Origin of the sequence: Leptospira chreensis (assembly GCF_016919165.1) — a bacterium.
GTDB lineage: Bacteria > Spirochaetota > Leptospiria > Leptospirales > Leptospiraceae > Leptospira_A > Leptospira_A chreensis.
The window spans coordinates 193,743-211,544 of the sequence record NZ_JAFFPS010000008.1; the positions used below are offsets into that span (position 1 = coordinate 193,743).

At 41.2% G+C, this 17,802-nt stretch carries 16 protein-coding genes; 5 read left to right on the plus strand and 11 right to left on the minus strand.

Annotated elements, in window-relative coordinates; all coding sequences use genetic code 11:
* The first annotated feature begins 80 nt into the window (after window positions 1-80).
* Window positions 81-1,670: a peptide chain release factor 3 gene (locus JWG41_RS02670; RefSeq protein WP_205268406.1), complete on the plus strand. Its 1,590-nt coding sequence runs from the start codon at window positions 81-83 to the stop codon at window positions 1,668-1,670.
* A 1-nt stretch (window position 1,671) separates the two neighbouring features.
* Here the strand turns inward: JWG41_RS02670 and JWG41_RS02675 are convergent, their stop codons facing one another.
* From JWG41_RS02675 to JWG41_RS02690, 4 genes are read right to left on the minus strand one after another with little or no spacing between them, the layout of a single operon-like run.
* Window positions 1,672-3,585, minus strand: a complete 1,914-nt coding sequence (locus JWG41_RS02675; protein ID WP_205268407.1) for a SpoIIE family protein phosphatase — start codon at window positions 3,583-3,585, stop codon at window positions 1,672-1,674.
* Between the two features lie 3 nt (window positions 3,586-3,588).
* Window positions 3,589-4,527 (minus strand): LBF_2017 N-terminal domain-containing protein, encoded by a 939-nt coding sequence (locus JWG41_RS02680; protein ID WP_205268408.1) that lies wholly within the window; start codon window positions 4,525-4,527, stop codon window positions 3,589-3,591.
* Window positions 4,524-5,417, minus strand: coding sequence for a FecR family protein (locus JWG41_RS02685; protein ID WP_205268409.1), 894 nt, complete (start codon window positions 5,415-5,417; stop codon window positions 4,524-4,526). The genes JWG41_RS02680 and JWG41_RS02685 overlap by 4 nt, the downstream gene beginning before the upstream one ends.
* Window positions 5,418-5,437: 20 nt before the next feature.
* Entirely contained in the window at window positions 5,438-7,540 is a 2,103-nt protein-coding gene (locus JWG41_RS02690; RefSeq protein WP_205268410.1) for a (Fe-S)-binding protein, read from the minus strand.
* A gap of 121 nt (window positions 7,541-7,661) precedes the next feature.
* Between JWG41_RS02690 and mqnC the strand changes: the two genes are divergently transcribed.
* On the plus strand, window positions 7,662-8,771 hold the full coding sequence (gene mqnC / locus JWG41_RS02695) for a cyclic dehypoxanthinyl futalosine synthase (protein WP_205268411.1): 1,110 nt from the start codon (window positions 7,662-7,664) through the stop codon (window positions 8,769-8,771).
* A 169-nt stretch (window positions 8,772-8,940) separates the two neighbouring features.
* On the opposite strand, the gene JWG41_RS02700 is transcribed toward mqnC, so the two are convergent.
* From JWG41_RS02700 to JWG41_RS02710, 3 genes are read right to left on the minus strand one after another with little or no spacing between them, the layout of a single operon-like run.
* Window positions 8,941-10,134, minus strand: a complete 1,194-nt coding sequence (locus JWG41_RS02700) for a GGDEF domain-containing protein (protein WP_205268412.1) — start codon at window positions 10,132-10,134, stop codon at window positions 8,941-8,943.
* 56 nt (window positions 10,135-10,190) lie between these two features.
* Window positions 10,191-11,009, minus strand: a complete 819-nt coding sequence (locus tag JWG41_RS02705) for a GerMN domain-containing protein (protein ID WP_205268413.1) — start codon at window positions 11,007-11,009, stop codon at window positions 10,191-10,193.
* Window positions 11,010-11,043: 34 nt separating this feature from the next.
* On the minus strand, window positions 11,044-11,688 hold the full coding sequence (locus JWG41_RS02710; RefSeq protein WP_232373631.1) for an HAD family hydrolase: 645 nt from the start codon (window positions 11,686-11,688) through the stop codon (window positions 11,044-11,046).
* Between the two features lie 82 nt (window positions 11,689-11,770).
* Between JWG41_RS02710 and JWG41_RS02715 the strand changes: the two genes are divergently transcribed.
* Genes JWG41_RS02715 through JWG41_RS02725 form a run of 3 tightly spaced genes read left to right on the plus strand, consistent with a single transcriptional unit; the run spans window position 11,771 to window position 14,642 of the window.
* A complete protein-coding gene (locus JWG41_RS02715; protein WP_205268467.1) occupies window positions 11,771-12,976 on the plus strand; it encodes a KamA family radical SAM protein in 1,206 nt (401 codons plus the stop codon).
* Complete coding sequence (locus JWG41_RS02720; protein WP_205268415.1) at window positions 12,973-13,968, plus strand: D-alanine--D-alanine ligase family protein; 996 nt, start codon at window positions 12,973-12,975, stop codon at window positions 13,966-13,968. Before JWG41_RS02715 ends, JWG41_RS02720 begins: the two co-directional genes overlap by 4 nt.
* Entirely contained in the window at window positions 13,965-14,642 is a 678-nt protein-coding gene (locus JWG41_RS02725; RefSeq protein WP_205268416.1) for an iron-containing redox enzyme family protein, read from the plus strand. Before JWG41_RS02720 ends, JWG41_RS02725 begins: the two co-directional genes overlap by 4 nt.
* Here the strand turns inward: JWG41_RS02725 and JWG41_RS02730 are convergent.
* From JWG41_RS02730 to bfr, 4 genes are read right to left on the minus strand one after another with little or no spacing between them, the layout of a single operon-like run.
* Window positions 14,632-14,982 carry a DCC1-like thiol-disulfide oxidoreductase family protein gene (locus JWG41_RS02730; protein ID WP_205268417.1) on the minus strand — a complete coding sequence of 117 codons (351 nt, stop codon included), beginning with the start codon at window positions 14,980-14,982 and terminating at the stop codon, window positions 14,632-14,634. The two genes, JWG41_RS02725 and JWG41_RS02730, sit on opposite strands and share 11 nt — an antisense overlap.
* A 7-nt stretch (window positions 14,983-14,989) precedes the next feature.
* Complete coding sequence (locus JWG41_RS02735; protein WP_205268418.1) at window positions 14,990-16,135, minus strand: acetylglutamate kinase; 1,146 nt, start codon at window positions 16,133-16,135, stop codon at window positions 14,990-14,992.
* The gene (locus tag JWG41_RS02740; protein WP_408611700.1) at window positions 16,132-17,325 is read right to left on the minus strand and encodes a THUMP domain-containing class I SAM-dependent RNA methyltransferase; all 1,194 of its coding nucleotides are present in this window, start codon (window positions 17,323-17,325) and stop codon (window positions 16,132-16,134) included. The genes JWG41_RS02735 and JWG41_RS02740 overlap by 4 nt, the downstream gene beginning before the upstream one ends.
* Complete coding sequence (gene bfr / locus JWG41_RS02745; RefSeq protein ID WP_205268420.1) at window positions 17,262-17,738, minus strand: bacterioferritin; 477 nt, start codon at window positions 17,736-17,738, stop codon at window positions 17,262-17,264. Before bfr ends, JWG41_RS02740 begins: the two co-directional genes overlap by 64 nt.
* Between the last annotated feature and the right edge of the window lie 64 nt (window positions 17,739-17,802).

A 17,802-nucleotide genomic window follows, 5' to 3' on the forward strand; every position in this document is an offset into this window, starting at 1 on the left:
CCCTTCCTTTGGATTCGGAACCTAAGTTTTCTCTTTATTCTCGACAGAATCTCAAATTTAGACAATATGGAACTCAAGTTATGTCCCCTGAACTCATAGAAAAAGAAGTTCGTCGTCGAAAGACCTTTGCCATCATTGCCCATCCCGATGCGGGAAAGACCACACTCACTGAAAAACTCCTGCTTTACGGGGGTGCTATTCAACTTGCTGGAGCCGTAAAGGCCAAAAAGGAAGGGAAGTCGGCAACCTCCGATTGGATGGCTATGGAAAAGGAACGAGGGATTTCAATCACCTCAGCCGCTCTCCAGTTCGAATACAAAAATAGCATTTTAAACCTTCTCGATACACCGGGTCACGAGGACTTTTCGGAAGACACCTACAGAACCCTGATGGCAGCAGACACCGCTGTGATGGTGCTTGATGCGGGTAAAGGGGTCGAACCTCAAACCATCAAACTATTCCGTGTTTGTCGGGATCGGGGCATTCCCATCATTACTTTTATCAATAAAATGGACAGACCGACTAAGGATCTGTATGCGCTCCTGGATGAAATCGAAAAGGTTCTCGGGATCAAAGCTGTACCAGATGTTTGGCCCCTCGGAACGGGTTTTGATTTTAAGGGAGTGTACGACCTCCGCGACCAACAACTCTATTTGTTTGATCGGACTCCCGGCGGAAAACAAAAAGCCTTCTTTCGTATGGCAGGCCCCAATGATCCAAGTCTTGACGAACAATTTGATGAGGAGATAGTGACTGCTTTTCGCGAACAAATTGATCTAGTACAGAATGGGATTGGCCAGTTGGACAAAAACATGTTCCTACTTGGAAAAGAAACACCAGTTTACTTTGGTTCGGCGGTAAATAACTTCGGGATTGAACTTTTTTTAAATAAATTTTTAGAATTGGCTCCGGGTCCAGATCACATTCCTTTGCGAGATGGAAATTACCTAGATCCAATCAATGCGCCTTTTAGTGCCTTTGTTTTTAAAGTCCAAGCCAATATGAACAAAGCTCATAGAGACCGGATTGCTTTCTTACGTATTTGTTCTGGTGTCTTTGAACGGGGGTTAAACGTAAATCACAACCGGCTCGACAAAACAGTCAAACTCTCTTCCAGTTTTGCTTTTTTTGGACAAGATCGAAACACGGTCGATACTGCTTATCCGGGAGATATCATAGGGCTTGTCAATCCAGGAACTTATAAGATTGGAGATGTATTGTCGACAGGAAATACACCACCTCTACGTCCTCTTCCTAGTTTTGCCCCAGAGCTTTTTGCTACGATCTCTTGTAAGGATACATTACAACTAAAGTCCTTTAAAAAAGGCCTGGATCAATTGGCAGAAGAAGGAATCTTACATCTTTTCACCTCACGAACGATTGGTGGTGGTGTTCCCATCATCGGCGCTATGGGAAAACTCCAGTTTGAGGTCTTCCAACGCCGCCTAAAGGATGAATACGGTGCCGAAACTTCCATCCATATTCTCCCGTACGGAATTTCTCGTTGGGTAAAAAAAGAAGACAGATCCAAAATTCCATCCAATGCTAATTTGGTAGAGGATTTATTTGGGAATATGGCTCTTCTTTTTGATACAGAATGGGATATGAATTATTTCCATAAAAATAACGAAGGAATCGAACTTTTAGACAATCCTCCTTTGGAAGATTAGTTTAAATCACTTCAATCCCGATCCAGGTGATATCATCTAGGAAAGGGATTCCTTCGGAATAAGATCTAATTTTTAATTCTAACTCTTGTTTGATGAGAGACATATGGTTTTCTCCCATAGAAGAAAAGAACTGGAGGAGTTCCGCCTCCCATAATTTTTCCCGCTTCGAGTTTTCCACATCTTTCAATCCATCGGTAAAAAGATAAAACCGGTCCCCCTTTTGGATTGGATACTCTAAGATTTTAGGTTCCCTGTTCGAAATCATTCCAAACATAGGATTCAATTTTTCAGGACATTGTATCCCCGATGGAGAAAGGTATAACATACCCGGATGACCGGCATTTCCGTAATGAACTGTGTTCTCATTAAAATCAAATAACAAAAAGATAAAGGGAACAAAGGCATAGGGATCGGGGAAGTTCGTTGATACCCCTTCATTCATTTTACTTAGGATTTTTTTTGGATCGGATTCTGTTTTTACGATTTGATGAAAAAGCACGCGAAGTACAGTCATCATCATTGCAGCCTTCACCCCATGACCAATGACATCCCCAAGTGCAAATATATAACGATTGTTCCCTAAATCAATATAGTCATAATAATCACCGCCCACTTGAATGAGAGGTTTGTATAAAACTTCATAGTCTAGATGGGGAAGGATGAGGATTTTGTTCGGAAGGTATTTTTTTTGAAGGTCTTTGGCATAATCCATTTCCTTTTCAAATTCCAAACGTTTTTTAGTTACATTTTGAACAAGGACGATGGCCCCGCTAGTAAATTGATAATTTTGTTCTAAATACCAAAGTTGATAGGTGATATCGAGTAGATAAACAGATCCATCCGCAGAATAGAATTCGGATTCTTCTTTTCTAAGTTTTGTTTGCCCATTGGGATCCGTAGCGACAGCTTCTAAAAATAGAGTGACTTCTTTTTCAATCCATTCTTTTACCGAAAGTTGATCCCGAAAAAGTTCGGTTACTAAAATTTTCGGTTCAATTTCAGGATTTTCTAAAAGAATCTTTCCTTTCGGATCAAAGAGGATGGCAGCATGAGGGAATTCTTGTAATAACAGTCGCAGCTTTTGTTTGGATTCAATTTCTCTAAGAGAAATGAAAGTCGAAAACAAAAAGGATAAAACAAATAAAGAGAATAGGATGATAATATTTTTTTTTAAAGACTCTTTAATGGGAACAAGGACCAAATCCTTCGGGCTAACGATAAATAGGTGGAGAGGAAGTCCATACATGGGAAAACTAACCACAAAATAATTCATTTCATCCTTCCAAGCTTCGTGTAAGGCTGGAAGATTGGAATGGGTTTGGAGGGAGGACTGGACATCCGACTTCCAAAAATCAGAAACTAAAAAATCATCTTCAATGAATCCGGAAATTCCAAAATTTCCGTCACTATTCAAAACAAAGAGACCTTCATTCGGATCACTAAAGGGAGAATCTAGAAGTGCATCTTCTAAAAACTTAGCAGAATGAATCGTTATGTGACTTCCATCCAGAACAAGAAGATAGGATTTTTTTTCAGAATCCCAGTCACAATGTGCCAGAGTCAACTCTTGTAGTCCTTTTCGATTTTGACGTACTGGTTGGCAATGATTCGTAATTCTTTGGAGTTCAGAAATGGGAAGGCTCCCAAGGATTCGCTTTTCGTTGATATCAGAATTGATTTGTTCCCGAATTTGATTTTCTAAGTCAATAGCAAGTAATTGGATTCGAATCAATTGGAATCTTTGGTTCCAATCCAGTGCTTCTTTATACTGGGAATGGATCATGGAAGCTACGAGTAGGAAATAGGGAATAATTAGAAAGCTGACAATGGATAAAAATAATTTAAGAAAGGATTTGGTTTGGATGACAAAGAGAAAATTCCCATACAATTCCCGTAACCAATTGGCATTGTACACAGATTAGTTTCCTGGATTGGGTTTTTGGATGCGAATGATTTTGGGAATTTCTTCATTTCCTAACCTGTCGGTGGCAGAAATTTCTACTTCCAAATCTTTCGAACAAGATTGGATTAATGTAGTCCAAGAAGATTTTGGATCCCAAAGATACCAGTCACTCCTAACTCCGGTGCCACATCTACTCCGAAATCTGATCGTATCCACCCCAGAACCATTGTCATCCGATTGAACCTGGAGAGCCGTCCTTGAAGATATAAAATACTTACCTTTGTTTCTATGAGTGATCGGTTCAAAATGGAGTTCCGTATTCGGTGGGGTATTGTCCACACTGAAATCCCAAATCTGCATGGAATCAGAAACACCAAGTTCATTGGTCACTTGGTATTCCAAGCGGTAGTCCCCGTCTTTAGAAAAAGAAAGTTCGGGAACCCCGGTCACTTTCCATGGACCATGATTGATACGATAGCGGACCGAAGTTTTTATTTTTTCTTTGGCCAAGGGCCTTACTTGGATTTTATTTTCCGTTAAGAAGAAATGATTGGTTCCTTCTTTGGTAGGGATTGGGACAAGCACATCCGTTTTATCTGTTTTACGTGGAACGGCCTTAGTTACTTCTTTTGGTTTGGATTTACCAAAGGAATTCACTTCGAATAAATCCGTCCAGAATCCACGCACTTGGCGTTTGGCAACCGCACGAATGCGAAAGTATTCATATCCATCGGGAATATGGAGTTGGATTTTGCCTGGATTCGAGACAACTCGAAAAGGAATTTCTAAATCAAAGGAAGTTCCTTTCCATAATTCCATTTCGTATTGGATGATATCATCTCGTTCTGGCTCTAAAGTAAAACGTATGGTTTTGGAATCCGAAAAAACGGAAGAGGTAACTCCACAGAACAGTAGTAGATAGAGAGAGATTCCCGTTTTTAATTTAGTTCTCATTCTTCTTTTGGTTTTGGTGGATCGGGAACAGCAAATGGTTTTAAAGGTGGTTTTCCTTTTTCGACAAAGGTAGCAAAACCTGAGGCAACGTTGACTGTGACATTCTGTGCGCTTACGGCAACCAAACCCTCGTAACAACTGAGAGTTGTGTTTCCTTGTCCGTCCACTTCAGTAATAAAGTCTGTGCCTTTCACTTCAGAAACAGCAGCATCTGTTTTCAAAAGAAACATCCTTTGGTTCGAGGTAGGTTTTTTCAATACGATAGAGCGAATCCGCCCTCGACGAAGATAAAGTTCATCGGGTTCCGTGTCGGATTTTCCTTTTTCCATAATGACATGGCTATTTTCTGTAATTTCAAACCGTGATCCCGAGAGCAAAAGAAATTGTGCTTCGGATTCTTTGAAGGTTCTCACTTCATCTTTGGCATAAAGTCCTTCCCCCACACTGGCTCCGGTCCAATCCAATTGTTTTTGCGAAACTTTAAGAACTTCTGTTTTCCCCGAATATCTTTGGATGTCTGCCAGTGGCTTTTTTCCTAAACTTTTCGGAATCCAAAGTTTCATCCCAGGAATGATGAGGTTGGGATTATCAATTTGGTTGGATTTGAGTAGTTCCTTCCATTTCCTGGGATCATCCAAATAGGTTTTAGATATGATACTTAAGGTTTGTCCCTTTTCCACAACGATAGTGATTCCATCACCTTCGGGAGGATGAATGAGATTCTGTTTGGTTTGCGAGATAAGGGGTGTTAGGTTAAAAAAGGTAATAAAAAAAACAAGATAAAAAGATAAATTAGAAAAAGAGGGAGTTGTAAATAAGAAGGTGGGGGAATGATCCCACCTTCTTATTTGAAAAAAAGAGAGTTGTTTGAGGAAATTATGAATCTTCATTTTCTCCTCAAAGAATCTTGTTAGTCGATGTTCTCGGCTACAAGTTCCGCAATGTCTTTTACTTTTACGGAGTCAATTTTTTCTGCCGCTTTGACACCGTCTGTAATCATTGTGATACAAAATGGACAAGCAGTAGCGATCGTTGTAGCACCCGTATCGAGGAGTTGTCCTGTACGTTTGCTATTGACACGAGTACTTTCTGGATTGGATTCATCTACGTGTTCTTCCATCCAATACTGCGCACCACCCGCACCACAACAAAGTCCTTTGGAGTGATGGTCGACTGCTTCTTCGATTTTTCCACCAGATACTTTTTTCACAACATCACGAGGGTTCTCATAATTATTGTTATAACGACCAATGTAACAAGAGTCATGGTAAGTATATTTTCCGGTGCTCGCATCATCAGCAACTTTTACATCAATTTTACCGTCTTTAGAAAGTTGGTTGATGTATTCCGAGTGGTGGATGACTTCAAAATTTCCGCCGAACTGAGGGTATTCGTTTTTGATTGTGTTGTAGCAGTGTGGACAAGCAGTTACGATTTTTTTGATTCCGTAACCGTTGATTGTATCCACGTTGGTTTGTGCTAATGTTTGGTAGAGATATTCGTTACCACCGCGGCGTGCCGAATCTCCCGAACATCCTTCTTCTGTTCCAAGGATACCAAAGTTAACATCTGCTTTTTGCATAATTTTAACAAAGTCACGAGAGATCTTTTTGTTTCTTTCATCAAAAGCACCCGCACAACCTACCCAATAGAGTACATCTACGTTTTTGTCTTCTGCTTCTGAAAGAACTTTTACACCAAGTCCGTCTGCCCAATCTGCTCTTGTATGAGCTCCCACACCCCATGGATTCGAGTTGTTTTCCATGTTTGTGAAGGCTTTTTGAAGTTCTGGACTCATTTTTGATTCTGCAAGAACTAAGTGACGACGCATCTCAATGATGGCGTTGACTTGGTTGTTTCCCACAGGGCATGCTTCGACGCACGCATAACAAGTAGTACATCCCCAAAGTGCTTCTTCACTAAGGCCCTCATGTGAATTGATCACACCGGTGTCTAATGCCGCCACTGCTTCTGCACCTTCTTCAGGAGTTTTTCCTGCACGTGCTGCTGCTACTTCTGGCATCTTCTCTAACATTTGGTGTTTGAGTTCTACGATGATAGCTTTAGGGTTTAGAACTTTTCCTGTTCTGTTGGCAGGACATTCTACTTGGCAACGACCACATTCAATACAAGACATACCGTCGAGTAGGTTTGGCCAAGGGAAGTCTTCTACTCGGTTGGATCCCCAAACGGCATTTTCATCATCTAAGTTGAGCTTGGAAAGTTGGCCTTTAGGAGTGTCAGTTGCAAGGAAGTAGTTAAATGGAGCAAAAATTAAGTGAGCGTGTTTTGATGTAGGAACATACAACATAAACGAGAACACAGTAATGATATGTCCCCACCACATAATTTGAAATACAACGTCTGCAGTAGAGTTGGAAACACCAATGGATTCCCAAAGGTTTCCAAGAAGTCCGTCAATCAAACCTGCATGTGTGTAATAGGTTGCCGCAACAGTCTTTGCACCATTACCGAGTAAGGTGGTGACCATTAGAGTTGCAATCATACTGATTACTATGGCAGAAGCTGGAGAGTGAACATCCAAACCTTTTGCTTTTTTGATCCAACGTCTCCATGCGAAGAAACCGAGACCGGTCAGTACAAGGATGGATACATAGTTCACTGCTTGTTCGTAGATATGGTTTGCTGCTTCGCCAAAAAGAAAATTGGGGAGGGCAAACTTATACGGGTCGTCCATTACGTAACCAAAAATACCGGCTACCATTTGGCTTGTTGTATGGATGGTGTATACGAGGAATCCGTAGAAAACAAATGCGTGCATGATTCCACGTACAGGTTCCCGGAAGTTTTTCTTTTGAAGGACTACGTTGATTAGAAAGCTTTTCAAACGGAATCCAATGTTTAGGTTCTTTTTTGCATCTTCATTGAAGAATGCAGGACGACCGTTGAAGATCAGTCCGAGCCTGTAAAGGATGGCGCGGACAAACACTACGTTTGCCACGACGAAAAAAGCTGTGAATAATAGGTGAAAGAGTATTCTTCCGATATCCATTTATGTTTATGCCCTTAAGGTGTTTGGTATTTCCTAGGATTTGTATAGAAAAATGAATGTCCAGGAAAATTCGGTTTTTACAGGGATCTGTAGGCAGATTTCCTGTCCAAGTAGGTAGATCATGAACTTAGACTCGTTTTCATTTAGCCCGAGTGACCCCAGTGATGCCATCCTTTTGCGTGCCGCAGAGGGAAAACGCATCTCTCCAGAAGAGGCCATTGTCCTCTATAAGGAAGGTGATTTTTTAAAGATCCAAATGGTGGCCCGGTCCTTACGAGAAAAAATAAGGCCCCATACCCAGGCCAGTTACACAATGTTCCGAGTTGTGAATTATACGAACTATTGCAACGTAGAATGTAGTTTCTGCTCCTTTATGGACGAAATCGGAAATGGAAAAGGTTACGTTCTCTCCAAAGAAGATATTTTGCAAAAAATGGATTATGCCGTGGAAGAAGGAGCCGACCAAATGTTCCTCCAAGGTGGGGTCTATCCAGACCTTCCTTTCGATTATTACTTGGATGTGATTCGAACCGTAAAATCCAAATACCCGAAGATGCACATTCGTGCCTTTTCCCCAGTAGAAATCATCAATTTAGAAACCATTACCGGAAAACCATTGAAAGAAGTGCTTTTGATTTTAAAAGAAGCAGGCCTTGATTCGGTTCCCGGTGCTGGCGCGGAAATTCTAACCGAAAGAATGCGCCAAATCATCTCTCCTAAAAAAGCCACTGTATCCGAATGGGTGCGTGCTATGGAAACCTGTCACGAAGTGGGACTTCTCGGATCAGCCAACGTAGTCTTTGGTTCGGAAGAAACAGAAGAAGAAGTGATCGAACATCTATCTGTCGTTCGTGATCTCCAAGACCGCACCGGTGGATTTTTGTCCTTCATTCCTTGGACTTTCCAACCGCAAACCAAACGATTCAAAGTGAGACCAGTTCCTACGCATGAATACCTAAAGGTTTTGGGAATCTGTCGGATCTTTTTGGATAATATCAAACATATCGAAACCTCCGTAATGGTGCTTGGGAAAGGTGTCGGGCAACTGGCTCTTTATTCGGGGGCTGATGATATTTCTTCAGTGGTGATTGAAGAAAATGTCCTTCGTTCCTTTGGACTAAAAACAGAAAAAGAAGCTAGGAAATTTCTCACCGAGGGCGGATTCCAACCCATTCGCCGGAACTTACTCTATACAGAAGAATACGACTGCAACCAAGTAGGAGTGGACTAAGATTATAGAATTCTTTTAGGAAGGCCTCTGCCGGTGCGGAGGCAAAAAAAAAGATGGGGCTTTCACTCCCATCCTTCGAAATTTTACACCTTATCCGTAATGGACATAAACTGAGAATCAGTCTCAATTTCAATACTACAGATTTTCATAAAACTTGTCGATCATTTTTTTACGATTCAATCAGGGTAATTCGGTTTCTGCCCTCATTTTTTGAGGTATAGAGAGCCGTATCGATTTTGTGGTAGAGTTCGTCAAAACTCGGGTCGTCCTCTGGGCGAAAGAGTGTGGCTCCAATGGAAACCGTGAGTGTGAGTGATTCCCCAGGTTGGTTGTAAATTGGGATCTGCAAACGTTCCAATTTTTCCCGGATGGATTCGGTAAGGATATGTAATCCTTCTTTATCAATCGGTGAAACAAGCAAACAAAATTCATCCCCGCCGATCCTTGCGGCAATATCTGTAATCCTTGTCCTTGACTTTACGGTTTTTGCAAAGGCTTGAATCGCAAGGTCTCCCTGTTTATGACCGTATTTGTCATTGATGGCTTTCAGGCGGTCCAAATCCAAAATCACAAGCCCAATGATGAATCCTTCGCGGTTGGATCTTTTTTTATAGAGATCAAACTGTTCTAACAAATGACGCCTGTTAAAGAGCTCTGTCATCGAATCCACACGAGAAAGATCTTCTATCTTTTGGTTGATGCGAAGGAGTTTGCCTACTGTGATTCGTAATCTTGATTTGACTCGGTATTCTTCAAACCGCCAATAGTTGATGAGAAGGTTTGCGACAAATCCAAAGGCCAGCAAAAATAAAACAATGAGTATGTCTTGGTAAAAGACAAAACGATCAAAACCTTGGATTCTTGAGAAGTTTAAATGTAAGGGAATGAAAACAGCAATATACAAAATAGATAATAATAAAATGCGAATGGGCTCGATCCATAATAGGATGGAGGCACTCGCAATGACAATGGCAGATCCAAAGAGATAATAAGCATGGTTTGGTTTGTCATAAACCATCATGGGGATATAAATTAAAATCAGACCAATGAGTACGATACTTGTGATACCATAGATATGCCTTTCGTAGAGTTTAATTCTTTTTTTTCCAAAAAGATAAACAAAGAAACAAATGGCCAGCGAAGAAATTCTAAAAAAGGCAATCCAGAAACTGGCTTCTTTGGTGCGAACCAGTGAATCCACGAAAAGAAGAGAGATGATGGAGGTGAAGGCTGTCATCACACTAAAGATCTGTAAGGAAGATCCAATATCAGAAAGGTTTGTGGATGTGAAACTGGGATGGTAGGCTCGTAAAAACAATTTACGAAATACAAAAAAATATCTTTTGAATGTATACCTACGCATGAGGGAGCCGGAATTCAGAATACAGGAAAAATCCTGCCTGTAAACCATTTACTGGACTAGAAAATGATTACCTTTCTTTGGGATTTGGCCAGAACCTCAGGAATTGTCAAACCATCACTTCCTAAAGTGCGAATGCGTTCTCCATTGGTGTAGAGAACCACACCTTTGATTCCAAAATTACCAACCAAGGTAAAGGAGATTTGATCCAAACGGTCTTTTAGAATTTCCATACTTCCCCCGTAACTGATATCTTCCGAAACGGAAATATGCAGGATTCCATTTTCCAATCGGTAGTTTGGCTCCATACGAATTCGTTTGGAGAGAGCCGAAAGAACACCTTTTCCTTTTTCTTCTGGGTTCGGACCTTTCGTGAGTTCCTGGAACAAAAAGGGAATAGGATCTCCACCCTGAAACTCGCGAGATAGTTTCACGAGTTGGGACTGGCTATTCTTTCCCGTGCCATAGAATTTTAAGAAATAGACGGGTAAGTATCCGGCGTCAGCTTGCAGGCGTTTGCCGGCACCAGGAAAACGATCTTCGGGAAGTGTGATTTCGGGAATGGTATCATCTACCAATTTTGTGCGGTTTTTTTGTTTTGGTTCGGAATCAGGAAAGGTCTGTGTGAGAACTTCTTCTTCCCAATTCAAATCATCTTCCCAGGTCTCTTTGCTGAAAGGATCTGAGGGTTCTGCAAATTTGGATTTTTCTTGGGACTTACCGATGTTTCGAAAGCCTTGTTTGGGAAATAAATTTCCACCTGCCTTCGGATCAAATCCCATCGACTTTTCAATGAGAACCAGTACAAGGAAAATCCCGCCAAGCAAATAGCGCAAAGATTTCCATTTGTCTTCTTGGATTTGGGGAAGTACCGCCACACTAATAATGTCGGAGAAGGGACAAAAAGGGAATTTAAAAAAACTCTTTTAAAGCAGGTAAATCGTCAAATTTCCAATGGAAATCGGGAATTTCGCCGGGAACTCCGTGGCCATAGGTGCAGAACCCAAAAGGGCAACCGTTTTGTTTGGCAGCTTCCCAATCGCTAAACCGGTCTCCGATCATGGCGATGGCAGTCGGTTCTAAATTGTATTTACGAACATACTCAGCTAAGATCTCACCCTTGGTATGGATGGTGTCTTGGTTGATGACAACAATGGGTTCAAAGTATTGCAAAACACCGGCTGTGTCTAAAACCGTTTCAATATAAGCCTTTCTGCCGTTTGAAGCACAAGTGATGGTATAACCTTTTTCTTTTAGGTAGTGGATGGTAGAACCCACGCCGGCGTAGAAGTCTCCACCGCCGCTACGGATGGCATCACAAAGAAGATCGAGGACTCTTGCGGAGATGGTATCCCGTTCTGTTTCGGGTAAACTCGGGAATAGGTTCGCAAAGATCGTTCGCACCGGTTTCCCAATTTCATTCATAATCTGGTCATGGGTCGGTAAGGACGTGATTTTTCCCGTCTTGCCAGCAAACTCTTCGATTGCCTGCACATAGGTCTTAAAGATTATGGATTCTGAGGAAAATAAGGTCCCGTCGACATCGAAGGCGACCATTCGGATTTCCCCCAGGCGGTTTTCTTGCATTACCACCAGAAAAGAATTTGGTGGTCTCTTGGCAAGTAAGGAATTGGAAGTTATGCTCGTGCAAAGCAGTTTAAAAGAAGTACTTCGGGCGCGCGAAGAGTTGTTTTCCCGGACAAATTGGACGGATCCAACCTCTCAGTTGCAAAACCGAGTGAAAGGCGAAGACCTTTCCCAATACTTTGTACTCACCGAATCCGAGACCATTGGAATCAGGGAAACGATTCGTCTGCATGTATCCACAACTCCGTATTATCTTTCTCTTTCTGATCCCAGTGATCCCAATTGCCCCATCCGCCGAATGATTGTTCCTAGGTCAGAAGAAGCAGTTCTTTCTTCTGAAGAAAGCTCCGACCCATTAGATGAAGAACGACTGAGTCCTGTTCGTGGGCTCACTCATATGTATCCCAATCGGGTTCTTTTATTTTCGAATCATTCTTGTAGTGTGTATTGCCGCCATTGTATGCGCGGTCGGAAAGTTTCTTCGAGTGATGAAAGAATGGAAAAAGGAGATTTGGAAAGAGCCTTCGAATACATTCGAAACCATTCTGAAATTGAAGATGTTGTGATTAGCGGGGGAGATCCTTTAAATCTTGCTGACTCTAGATTAGAGTGGATTCTTTCTGAACTAAATTCCATCCCCCATGTAAAAATCTGTCGGTTGGGAACAAGAAACCCGGTCACTCTTCCCTTTCGCATAACAGATGCATTATGCAAAATCATTGAAACTTATAACGATGAGAATCTATCCATTTTTTGTAATACGCAGTTCAACCATCCGAAAGAATGTACGAAAGAATCGAAAGAAGCCATCCTTCGGTTATTAAAGGCCGGAGTATCTGTCGGAAACCAATCCGTACTTTTGAAAGGAATCAATGATGAGGAAGAGGTCATGCTCACTCTTCATAAAAAACTCTTAGAGATGCGAGTTCGTGCTTATTATTTATATGATCCGGAACTCATTCCTGGTTCCAGAGGATTTCGAACACCACTGGCACGGGGGATTGAAATTGTAGAGTATATGCGGGGAAAAATTGGAGGAATGGGAATTCCTCAATTTGTAAATGACCTTCCTGGTGGCGGTGGAAAGATCACCATTGCACCTAACTGGTATTTAGGGTATTATCCCAAAACACGCCAACACGCTTTTCGTTCCGCAGTCACAAAAAAAATCCATCTCTCCTTTGAACCTGTTGGATCGGATAGAGAATCCTATTATCCTACAATCAGCGATTCCGATTGGGAGAAACTCACTTCATGAAACGGACTGTGATTCTTGCCTGTGATCTCTATGACCCGAATACGCCGGAACTTTGCCAAGAATGGGAATCGGAAGAAACTGTTCAAAATATGGAGAAGGTCATCCGGGAACTGGGTTATGATGTGGCCATCTTATCCCATCCTTCGGAGATTGCTTCTGTTTTGTCCGGAATTCCGAGAGGTGAAAGGGAAAACTGGATTGTATGGAATTTGGTCGAAGGATATCATTCTCCCAACAGAGAAGCCTACATACCAGCGTTATGCGAATATTTAGCAGTTCCCCATACCGGTAGTTCTGCCGCAGTCCAAACTTTAACTTTGGATAAATACAAAACCAAGCTATTTTTGAAATCCTTTGGAATACCTACCACCGAATCTTGGTTGGTTACAGATCCTGAATGGATTCCGAAAGACCAGTTTCCTTTGTTTGTGAAACCGAATGGAGAAGGTTCCAGTCTTGGAATTGGGGAAGGAAACCGGATCGATTCCTTATCGGATTGGGCAAGAGTAACTCCTCCGCTTTTAGAAAAATACAAAAGTTTACTTTTAGAAACCTATCTGTCGGGCAGAGAACTTACTATTGCCGTTCTTGGAAACCAAGGGAATTACAAAGTCACACCGCCTGCATTTGTGGACTATCCAGGTTCTGTTTACAGTGATCTTGTGAAATCCAAAGAAAGTTTTGTGGAGTCTTTGGATTTTTCGGTTCCCGAAGACTTATCAAACTCTTTGAAAGATTACTCCTCAAAAATAGCGGAACTTCTTGGATGTTCGGGTTACATTCGTTTGGACTTCAAACTAGAAAAAGATTTACCCTTTCTTTTAGAAGTCAATGCCACACCTGGATTTTCTCATATTTATTCCACCTTGCCCCTGTTATGGGAAAAAACGGGGCAAACTTACTCCGAACTTCTAAATCATTGTTTGGATTTGGGATTCGAAGAATACCATCATCATTTTCGTTATCAATATGCAAAGGATCGAAACCTATGAACATCGTCGAAACTTTAAAAAAGGATGTGGAAACCCATCCAGTCCTTAAGTCGCAGTGGTTATTAGAACGGAATCTTTCTATGAGTTTTAATGACTTAATTTTATGGCTGAGCCAAGAATACTTTGTATCCATTGGCTTTGTAGATTGGTTTTTGCAAGTGGCGGCCAAAACAAGAGACCAAAATGCAAAGATTGTCCTTGTGGAAAATATTTGGGGGGAACTTGGGGAAGGAAAAATTGCGGATACCCATGTTTCTATTCTCATCGAATTTTTAACCAAATTGAATTTTGATTTTTCAAACCATAACTTACTTCCAGAAACCAAAACCTATTTGGATAAAATGGAAACCATCATTGGAAAAGGTTTTTTCTATGGGCTTGGGGCACTTGGACCTGCCAATGAATACCTTCTGAAACTAGAATACTCGCAAATCTCCGATGCTTATCAAAAACTAAAAACAGAAATGACTCTTCCGGAAGGGAAATTCTTCCAAGTGAATTTGGATGCTGATGAAGGCCATAGCCAACGAATGTTTGAGTTGATTGCAGAAACCGCAGTGACGGAAGAATCCAAGAGCCAAGTGATCGAGGGGAATTTACTCGCTCTTGCGGCCAGGGAAGATTTTTATATAGGGCTCACAAGGCTCGACCGCGAACGGTTGACTAAAGTTTAGAGCGAAAACGTTTTAAAAAATACATCGTCGCCATCCCCAAAAAAGGAATTAAGGGCAAATACAAAAGAAAGGCAAAGTATTTGTATTTGTCCACTTTCCAAAGGATCTGCCTAACAGCAAAAAAACCAGGATAGCGATTTCCTTCTGTAATGAATTGAACCTCACCTGCGCAAAGTTCTCCTGATAGCTGTTTGTGGATCGATTCTAATTCAGTCTTTGATAGTTTGTGGTAGGAAACAATGGCGATCTTTTCGTTTGATTTTTCTCGGATGGACTTAGCAAGCCGAGTACAAAAGTCACAGTTCCCATCATAAACAAGTATCGAGTCTTGGGATTGCATAGAATTCTTATTTAGGAAAAAAATCTTCCGGTTGGTCTTTTAATATTTGTATGGTGGCAGGAATTAAGGACTGATCGAGTCCTAACCAATAATAAAACCAACTTTCATCTTTTTCAATTCCTTGGGCCACAGACATATACCATTTATTGATATTGTTATCTGGTTTACTGCGCCAAAAAAGAGGACGGCAATGGGTAAGGATCTGGTCCCAGATATCACGTCCAACGCCTGCCCCGCGTGCCACACCATTCACTGCAAATTTAGAAAGTAGGTATCCATGTTCTGTTTTTTGCATCCAAGCACAGGCCCTATAAGACTCTTCTAAAAATAAAACATCGAATTTGGTTTGATAGAACTCTGGTTTTAATGGTTTTCCGAAAGATTCTTCGATGAGTTGAAACACTCGTTTCATATCCACATCCTCTGGGGAATGGCAAACTTTGATTTTGTTTTTTCGCTTAACGAGAGTTCCGCTTCCCTTAACCGTAAAAAGTTCGGTAAGTAAAGTAAAGGGGGATGTGAGTACAATACTGAACTTTGGATCTTCAGTTTTGGAAAGTAATCCTTCCGACAAATTGACAAACTCTTCCTGGGAACGGGAAAGTGAAATTCCTTCAGGTAGAGAAAAGGACTGGTCTCTTTGTAAAATGGATTTTACTTTTCCTGTGGTTGGATCTTTTAATGGACCATCAATGGAAACATAAATGACCTTGGAAGAATGTAAAATGGAACGACAACGGTCCAGGAGAGCCGAAAGTTTTTCCGAGTCATCATCCCAAAGTAAGATGGGAATTTTTTTCTGGCGGATACTTTCTGTGACTTCTTCTTTCAAAGGAAGGTTACGGTCAACGACCTGGTAAGAAAAACCAAGGCTTCTTTCGCCTTCGGCATTCAATTGTTCTAATGGAAAAAAAAGTTTTAAATATTGGAAACTGTCTACTTCCAAAACAACAAAGGGAAATAAATCCAATTGGTAGAGTAGTTTTAGATCAGAGAATAGGGCTTCGGAACTATTAAAAATGGTTTCGGAATCTGCATAAAGAATGGCAAACGATTCGGGAGAAAGAGATTGGAATTCCTTTAAGAATAGAAGTCCATCTCTTGGATCTCTCGTGATTTCAAAAACTCGGCTGAGTACGTCTTTTGAATTCATTTCCCCCCTCGGATTTCGTAGTCCACAATCTTTGCCTTTAGATTCGCATGTTTCAAACTTAAATGAGAATTTTCTTTTAAACCGAACTTTCCTAAAAGAGAAAAATCGGCAGAGAGAACGGTAAACTTCCAACCACCAAATTCGTTTTTGATGACCCTTCCAAATTGAAAGTACATCTCTCTCAAATCTTCCATTGGTTTTCCAATTCTATCCCCATAAGGTGGATTTGTGACTACGTGGCCATTGTTTCCAAAATTGTTTTTTAGTTCCAAACAATTTCCGACTTCAAATTGCACAAAGTCTTCCACTCCTGCCTCATAAGCATTTTCTTTTGCTATGCGAATGGCTTCTGGATCCACATCAAATCCAAAGAGATGAGGTGATTCCGGTTTCTCTTTCTTTTTTTCCGAAAATACATAGGTCGGAAATAGAATTTGGAAAACCGGGGATTCTGCAAATAGAAACCGATTGATTTCGCCGTAGAGACGTTCTCTAAGGGCAGCCTCAATGAGGATGGTTCCGGATCCGCACATAGGATCCACTAAGGTGTTTCCTTCCTTCCAACCAGAGGTTTCTAACATAGCTTGTGCTATGGGTTCTCGCACGGGAGCGTTGCCTGCAAATAAGCGGTAACCACGTCTTCCTACCGGATCCCCGGAAAAAGAAAGTTCAATGCTAAACCGGTCGGTATGGGAACGAACCACAATGGTGACATCTGCCATTCGTTTTTCAATTTCAGGTAGGGGAATTTTTTTACTGCGAAGTCTGTCGAGAACCGCATCTTTCATTCGATGCATGGTAAATTCAGAATTTCTTAGTTTGTCTTTTGTTTCTGCATCAATGCGAAAACTCACTTCCGGGCCAATGTATTTTTCCCAGGGAAGTTCACTTGCTTTGGCATAAAATTCATCGTAATCATCTGCGTTATCATGTAGCAGCTGTAAGTTGATTCGCGAAGCAAATTTTGTATGGATGGCAAAATTGATTACATCTTCTTTTTTTCCAGAAAAGAAGACTCCACCTCGGTTCGAACTATCAATTTTGAGATGGTGAGTTTTTAATTCGGATTCCAAAAGCGGAGAAAGACCTTCTCCGCAAATGGCATGGTAAGTAGGGTGAGTAGGTTTTATTCCGAGTCTCCTAATTTCTGTGACAAGTAGTTTTGGATACTGATCGTTTCGATAATGGATTTTTGAGTTTCAATCCAATCAATATGTTCTTCTTCGGAAACAAGGATTTTCTCTAAGAGTTCTCTGGTTCCGTTGTCTTTAGCAGCAACACAAATATCGATTCCTCGATTCAGTCTTTCCACAGCACCATATTCCAACTGTAAGTCATGGTCCAACATTTCTGGGACAGTTTGTCCTACATTGATTTTTGAGTATTTTTGTAAGTCCGGAATTCCATCGAAATACAAAATCCTTTCGATGATTTCGTCGGCATGTTTCATCTCTTCAATGGACTCTTTTCTGAGGTAGTCCGCAAGTTCCAAATACCCCCAGTTTTTACAGAGTTTTGCATGAATAAAATACTGATTGATGGCTGTGAGCTCTGCTGTGAGAACTTCCGCTAAAATGTCTATTACTTCTTTCTTTCCCTTCATATGGGTGGCCTCATTTTATTGCGTTCAAATGGAAAGATAATTGGTTTTCATAGAATAGGCAAGC

What these genes read in the sequence shown, in the direction of transcription:
- JWG41_RS02715 (WP_205268467.1), top strand. Translation starts at nt 11,771, where the DNA reads ATGCTCGTGCAAAGCAGTTTAAAAGAAGTACTTCGGGCGCGCGAAGAG.
- JWG41_RS02710 (WP_232373631.1), bottom strand. Translation starts at nt 11,688, where the DNA reads ATGGTCGCCTTCGATGTCGACGGGACCTTATTTTCCTCAGAATCCATA.
- JWG41_RS02730 (WP_205268417.1), bottom strand. Translation starts at nt 14,982, where the DNA reads ATGCAATCCCAAGACTCGATACTTGTTTATGATGGGAACTGTGACTTT.
- mqnC (WP_205268411.1), top strand. Translation starts at nt 7,662, where the DNA reads ATGAACTTAGACTCGTTTTCATTTAGCCCGAGTGACCCCAGTGATGCC.
- bfr (WP_205268420.1), bottom strand. Translation starts at nt 17,738, where the DNA reads ATGAAGGGAAAGAAAGAAGTAATAGACATTTTAGCGGAAGTTCTCACA.
- JWG41_RS02680 (WP_205268408.1), bottom strand. Translation starts at nt 4,527, where the DNA reads ATGAGAACTAAATTAAAAACGGGAATCTCTCTCTATCTACTACTGTTC.
- JWG41_RS02670 (WP_205268406.1), top strand. Translation starts at nt 81, where the DNA reads ATGTCCCCTGAACTCATAGAAAAAGAAGTTCGTCGTCGAAAGACCTTT.
- JWG41_RS02690 (WP_205268410.1), bottom strand. Translation starts at nt 7,540, where the DNA reads ATGGATATCGGAAGAATACTCTTTCACCTATTATTCACAGCTTTTTTC.
- JWG41_RS02700 (WP_205268412.1), bottom strand. Translation starts at nt 10,134, where the DNA reads ATGCGTAGGTATACATTCAAAAGATATTTTTTTGTATTTCGTAAATTG.
- JWG41_RS02685 (WP_205268409.1), bottom strand. Translation starts at nt 5,417, where the DNA reads ATGAAGATTCATAATTTCCTCAAACAACTCTCTTTTTTTCAAATAAGA.
- JWG41_RS02720 (WP_205268415.1), top strand. Translation starts at nt 12,973, where the DNA reads ATGAAACGGACTGTGATTCTTGCCTGTGATCTCTATGACCCGAATACG.
- JWG41_RS02725 (WP_205268416.1), top strand. Translation starts at nt 13,965, where the DNA reads ATGAACATCGTCGAAACTTTAAAAAAGGATGTGGAAACCCATCCAGTC.
- JWG41_RS02735 (WP_205268418.1), bottom strand. Translation starts at nt 16,135, where the DNA reads ATGAATTCAAAAGACGTACTCAGCCGAGTTTTTGAAATCACGAGAGAT.